This is a genomic window from Trichlorobacter sp., from assembly GCF_030247655.1.
Taxonomy (GTDB): Bacteria; Desulfobacterota; Desulfuromonadia; order Geobacterales; family Pseudopelobacteraceae; genus Trichlorobacter.
Genome location: NZ_JAOTRZ010000185.1, coordinates 1 through 6,044, shown reverse-complemented (window position 1 = coordinate 6,044; position 6,044 = coordinate 1). Strand labels below are relative to the sequence as shown.

Below are 6,044 nucleotides of genomic sequence, written 5' to 3'. Positions count from 1 at the left end.
ACACAGTCGTTACCGCGTCACCACAGCACCGATAAAATGTCCAGCAAAACTGTATACGTGATTTCATAGAACCGTTTCATAAATTGGTTGAATTTTTATGGGGCAGCATGTATATCAAAAACAGTTTTATTATTGTGTAAATGGTTTAATCTGACTAATGTTTTTTTACTTAAAATAATGTCTTGATCTCTGTGTATTTGGGAGGAAATTGTATGATTATTATGGCGTTAAACTGCGGTAGTTCATCTGTCAAATACCAGTTGTTTGACTGGGAAAAAAAGGTGGTTGTTGCCAAGGGGATGGTTGAACGGGTCATTATTGGTGATTCGTATATTGTACATGAGGTCCCGGGCAGGGAAAATTTCAAGCTTGAGCAGGACTGTCCTGATCACAAGGCTGCCATTGACCTGGTTATCCGTGTGGTAACTGATCGTGAACAGGGCGTACTGCAGAGTGTAGCCGAGATCTCTGCTGTTGGTCACCGGGTTGTGCATGGTGGTGAAAAGTTTACCTGCTCGGTGCAAATTGATGATGATGTGCTGAATGCGGTTAAGGATGTGCAGCATCTGGCACCACTCCATAATCCACCGAATATTGAGGGTATTGAGGCTGCCCGTTTACTGATGCCAACTATTCCTCATGTGGCGATATTTGATACCGCTTTCCATCAGACCATGCCGGAGCAGGCCTTTCTCTATCCGGTACCCTATGATTGGTATGAAAACCACGGTGTTCGTCGCTACGGTTTCCACGGCACTTCGCACCTGTATGTCTCCAAGCGTACCGCTGTGCTGCTTGGCAAGCCTGCTGATCAATGCAACATCATTACCATGCATATCGGTAATGGTGTCTCCCACTGTGCTATCAAGAATGGTATTTCGGTTGATACCAGCATGGGGCTTACTCCACTTGAGGGAGCCGTGATGGGGACCCGTAGTGGCGACATTGACCCAGCCATTCCGGCTTTTATGATGCAGAAGGAGAACCTTTCTGCCAAGGAAATTGACAGCGTTCTGAACAAGAAGAGTGGTATTCTCGGTATTACCGGTCGCTACACTGACCGCCGTGATGTGATTGAGCACGCTGCTAAAGGTGATCATCGTTGTCAACTGGCTCTGGATATTGAGGCCTATCGCCTGAAGAAGTATATCGGTGCCTATATGGCGGCCATTGGTAAGCTAGATGCAGTGATCTTTACTGCCGGTGTTGGTGAGATGGGGGCGGCAATCCGTGAAAAAGCGATTGAGGGGCTTGAGCATATCGGTATTTATCTGGACCGGGAGCGCAATGCCGGAGCCATGACCCGTAAGAGGGAGTCGCTGATCACCACTGATGATTCTCCGGTCAAGGTGTACGTTATTCCCACTGATGAAGAGTTGGTCTTTACCGAGGATGTGGTTGCTATTCTGGATGGCAGCTACACTGACCACATGCAGTTTGAGTATTCCTTTGCAAAATCAGACTTTGTAAGGAAGTAGCCGACAACGAGTGAAGGGTGAGAGTCTTTTTCTCACTCTTCACTCGTTGCTTTTCACTCTTTCAATTCTTCCTGTAATCCCTCCACCACCGCTTTGACTTCAGCCAGCATATCTGCTGCCAGGGGAGATGTCTCATATTTCAGGTAGAGCCGGTAATATTTGAGGGCATCCTTCATTCGCTCCTGATCCATACAGATGCCGCCAAGGGTCAGGTAGGCCATGCTGAAGTCTGGCGCAAGCTTAACAGCTGTTTTGCAGTTTTCTTCTGCTGGAGTGTACTCCTCAAGGTCGTAGTAGAGTTCTCCCAGGTTGTGGTAGGCAGCAGGGTCCATCGGATCCAGCTCAATCCCCTTACGATACGCATCAATGGCGGCAGTATGATCACCACTGCCGTAATACAGATCCCCCAGAGCATTCCAGGCAAAGATATTTTCAGGCTCTTTTTCAATGGCTGACTTAAAGGCAGACATGGCTTCGTCGGTCTGATCAAGGGCATTATGGACAAGGCCAATGCTGACCAGCGCATCAGCATCGTCAGGGTCTGCAAGCAGGACTGCCCGGTACTGTCCAAGTGCTTCCTGATGCTGGCCTGCCTCAAATAACAGGTCTCCCAGAGTTGTCAGGGCATCAGGATTGGTTGGAGTGTAGGCGAGCCCGTTGCGGTAGGCACTGATTGCCTCGTCAAGACGTCCCAGCTCAGCCAACGCATCTCCACGATAGAAATAAGCGTCTGCATCATCGTTTGACTGCTTAAGGTATCTATCTAAAACCACAAGTGCCGCAGCAGGGTCTCCCCCATCTAGCAAGTCAATTGCTTTGGTAAGTTCTTCATGTAGTCTATCTGTGGACATATGCACCTCCTGTTTAAATCGTACTCACCATATACTACATCGTGGCTGGTTTTTAGTAAAAATTAAGCAGACCTATTGCAAAGAAAGAACTTTGCCTTATACTGTAAACGATATTTTATCAGAAGGGTATGCCATGCAGCGTGAACAGCCCCAACAATCCCTTGGACTCCGCACACTGGAGGACATCAGCAGCATTATTCTGCATTCTCACGATTTGCAGGAGACGCTTGATAATATTGTAACCATTGTTGCCAAACGGATGGGGAGTGAGGTCTGCTCGATCTATCTATTGGAGGAGGATGGTGAAACGTTGGTGCTGAAGGCCACCAAGGGACTTTCAAAAACTGCGGTCGGCACTGTTTCGATGAAGACATCGGAAGGCCTTTCCGGCCTGGTAGTACAGACCAGAGACATGGTTACCACCGATAATGCCCCGGCTCATCCTCGCTATAAATATTTTAAGCATTCCAAAGAAGAACGCTATCTATCGTTTCTTGGTCTACCTCTTTTTGAACGCAAGACACCGATTGGGGTTATTGTTGTACAAACTGTTGCTGCCCGCAGCTTTACGCAGGATGAAATCAGTGTTCTGAGAACCATTACGTTCCAGATCAGTAGCATTGTTCTGAATGCCAAACTGCTTGATTCCATCCAGACCAAAGAACAGGAGCGCGCCTATTATGAACAGGAGTTGGCTCGTCTTAAGACCCATCGTCCTGGTGATGGAGGGCGCGAACAACTTGAAACAAAATCCAAATCCTGCTCACTGGGGGGAACTGCTGTTTCGCCAGGTTTTAGCCATGGCAAGGTCTATATACTGGATCGTTTCAGTGACAAGGTAATCAAGGTCGCCAGGGTTGGTGTTGTTGCGGATGAGCTGCACAAATTCAGGATTGCTCTTGAAAAAGTCACCATCCAGACCATCTATATGGAAAAACGGGTCAGTGAGCTGCTGTCCGAGGATGATGCCTCTATTTTTCATACCCATCTGATGATCCTTGAGGATCGTGGTTTTCTCAATAAGGTCAACGATCTGATTGAACAGGGAGCTGGCGCTACACGGGCGGTGCATGAGGTGGTGCAGGGGTATATATTGAAGTCTTTTCAGCCATGGAGGACCCCTATCTTCGGGAACGTTCCGCAGATATGGAAGATATCGGTCGCCGGATCATTGATGTGTTGGAAGGAAATGAGCATAACGGGGTAAAGCTGAAAGAAAAGCGTGTGATTGTTGCAGAGGATATCTTCCCCTCTGATATGGCCATGCTGGATCATGACAAGATACTGGGAATTGCAACGGAAAAGGGCAATATCTATTCCCATGCTGCCATTATGGCAAAATCCCTGGGCATTCCAGCGGTGGTTGGGGTAAAGGGGCTTTTGCATGCAGCCAACGTTAAAGATCAGGTGATTGTGGATGGTACGTCTGGTCAGATCTATCTGAACCCGGAGAAGCAGGTCCGGGATGAGTACCTACGGCTTGAAAAAGAGTACACGACACGTTTAAAAGAGTTGGAGCCGTTACGTGATCTACCGGCAGTAACCAGCGATGGTACTCGGATTTTGTTGCGGGCCAATATCGGACTTTTATCCGATGTCAGGACTGCTATTGCCAACGGTGCTGAAGGTGTGGGGTTGTATCGGACTGAGTTTCCCTATATGGCTCGTACGACCTTTCCCAATCGTCAAGAGCAGGCCGCACTCTATGGAAAAATACTGGAGGGCTTTCCAAATCAGCCGGTTAATATTCGAACTCTGGATATCGGCGGTGATAAGGGGCTACCGTATTTCAGTTATCCCCATGAAGACAATCCATTTCTTGGCTGGCGTTCAATTCGGGTATCTCTGGATGAAGAGGAGATTTTTCGTGAACAGTTGGCGGGCATCCTTTTAGCTGCTCCGGTTGGTCAGGCAACCATCATGTTTCCCCTGATCAGCTGCCTTGATGAAGTGCGTCGGATCAGGGCTATTCTGGACTCAGTAGTCGAAGAGTTGTGTCAGCAAGGCCATGATGTGTGTAGCGGTTTGCCTTTAGGAATTATGGTAGAGGTGCCGGCAGCAGTTCAGATTATTGACCGTTTGGCTGCCGAGGTGGATTACCTAAGTATTGGAACCAATGATCTGATTCAATATATGCTTGCTGCAGACCGCAATAACGCCAAAGTGAAGCAGTATTATGAGCCCTATCATCCGGCTGTGCTGCATGCGATCAAGCGGGTGGCTGATGTAGGGCGGCAGACCGGTAAAAAAGTCTCTCTGTGTGGTGAGATGGCTGCTGATCCATTATATGCATTGCTTTTGGTGGGGATGGGGATACGAGAGTTCAGTCTTTCTGCGCCAAGTATTCCGCTGGTCAAGCAGGCTATCCGTTCTCACTCGTTGCGTTTGTGTCAGGCTATGGCCCGTAAGGTGCTGGCCTTTGACACCGCCTGTGATATTAAACGATATCTTGCCATACGTCGAAAAAAGCTGTTCGGGTAGGCAGCATCAAATACCTATATAAGCGGTAAACGAAACGAGGGGAGACCAGAAATGGTCTCCCCTCGTTTCGTTCTATTTGATCCTCTTGCTTGTTTAGCGCAGCAGTTTGAACAGGTAGGCAAAGGTGCCGGCAACTGAGAAGCTGGTCAGGAAGTTGAAGGTCTTAAAGAGCGACTTGGCAATTTCCACTTTGCCTTGGTGCAGGGCTATATCGGTGGAGATACCGTCAAACTCAATGATGTCAAGCCATGGCTTATCCCATTGATATACCATTAAATAGAGGCCAGCACCTTTCCAAATCAGAGCAAAGATAAAGACAAGGCCGAAAGAGAGGATACCATTGGCAATCGGTGAGTCCTTCATCTCTTTGTAAATTTTGTAGATAGTATAAATATTGATGATGCAGAGGTAGAACCAGACCGTGTTGTTCATCATCCGGTAGTTACGCAGTACATAAAGAGATGGCTTGGGATTCAGGCTGATCACCAGAATGGTAATTGCCAGGATTAAGGCAGTACCAATATAAATGGTCTTTTTTGACCCCGTAATTTCAAGTGTTCTGGTGAACACGAAATATTCCTGTATACCGTGGCTGATAACCAGAATGGCAACCGTACCAATCATGTAGTGCACAGCAATCATGATGGTAAAGGTTTCATGCCAGGGGTTCAGCTGGTAGGACTGGCTCCAGAAGAGCAGGAAGAAGCCAATTGAAATACTGGTCCAGATCCGGGAGTTGTTAAGGCTGAAATAAAAGCTGATTGCCGCAGCCACAAACCAGAAAAAAACCAGTAGCAGGCTGGTGTAGTCAATGACGACCGCATTGTAAATCTTGGGCAAAAAAGGTAAAATTGATGTTAAAGCTTGGAAAAAACCTGTTAAATCCATAACGCCTCCTCTAAATCTGCGCTGGGCGGAATTAAATTAAAGTTGTGCTGCCTGGGCAGAAATCGCTTCTTTCATCTCTTTAATTTTATTCGAGCTTGCCAGTAACTTGGATCCTTTTTCTAGGGCAGCAAGAAATTCCTGAAGTTTATCAGGATCCTTCAGAGACTCAACGCTGCCAAGGTTCATCAGTTCCTTTTCAGCAAGTGTCCGACCGAGTTTACCAACGGATTGATTAGCCAGATCAAGAATTGCAGATTCAATGTCATTGGCTGTGAGCGGCGCTATTGATTCTGTTGCTGCTGGTTCAGTTGATTCTACAGCTGGGGCTGTTACAGCAGGAGTTGGC

6 protein-coding genes are annotated in these 6,044 nt (G+C 47.5%); 3 read left to right on the top strand and 3 right to left on the bottom strand.

Annotated features, from left to right (window positions below; genetic code table 11):
- Positions 1-212: 212 nt before the first annotated feature.
- Positions 213-1,478, top strand: a complete 1,266-nt coding sequence (locus OEL57_RS13195) for an acetate kinase (protein WP_300741039.1) — start codon at positions 213-215, stop codon at positions 1,476-1,478.
- 53 nt (positions 1,479-1,531) lie between these two features.
- On the opposite strand, the gene OEL57_RS13190 is transcribed toward OEL57_RS13195, so the two are convergent.
- Complete coding sequence (locus OEL57_RS13190; RefSeq protein ID WP_300741038.1) at positions 1,532-2,329, bottom strand: tetratricopeptide repeat protein; 798 nt, start codon at positions 2,327-2,329, stop codon at positions 1,532-1,534.
- Between the two features lie 133 nt (positions 2,330-2,462).
- Here OEL57_RS13190 and OEL57_RS17080 point away from each other — a divergent pair, with 133 nt between their 5' ends.
- Both OEL57_RS17080 and ptsP read left to right on the top strand, forming a co-directional pair.
- A complete protein-coding gene (locus OEL57_RS17080) occupies positions 2,463-3,536 on the top strand; it encodes a GAF domain-containing protein (RefSeq protein ID WP_307726546.1) in 1,074 nt (357 codons plus the stop codon).
- Positions 3,440-4,810 carry a phosphoenolpyruvate--protein phosphotransferase gene (gene ptsP, locus OEL57_RS17075; protein WP_307726545.1) on the top strand — a complete coding sequence of 457 codons (1,371 nt, stop codon included), beginning with the start codon at positions 3,440-3,442 and terminating at the stop codon, positions 4,808-4,810. The genes OEL57_RS17080 and ptsP overlap by 97 nt, the downstream gene beginning before the upstream one ends.
- Positions 4,811-4,903: 93 nt before the next feature.
- On the opposite strand, the gene OEL57_RS13180 is transcribed toward ptsP, so the two are convergent.
- Positions 4,904-5,698: a hypothetical protein gene (locus OEL57_RS13180; RefSeq protein WP_300741037.1), complete on the bottom strand. Its 795-nt coding sequence runs from the start codon at positions 5,696-5,698 to the stop codon at positions 4,904-4,906.
- 36 nt (positions 5,699-5,734) lie between these two features.
- A partial coding sequence (locus OEL57_RS13175; RefSeq protein WP_414718521.1) for a hypothetical protein occupies positions 5,735-6,044 on the bottom strand: 310 nt, incomplete at its 5' end.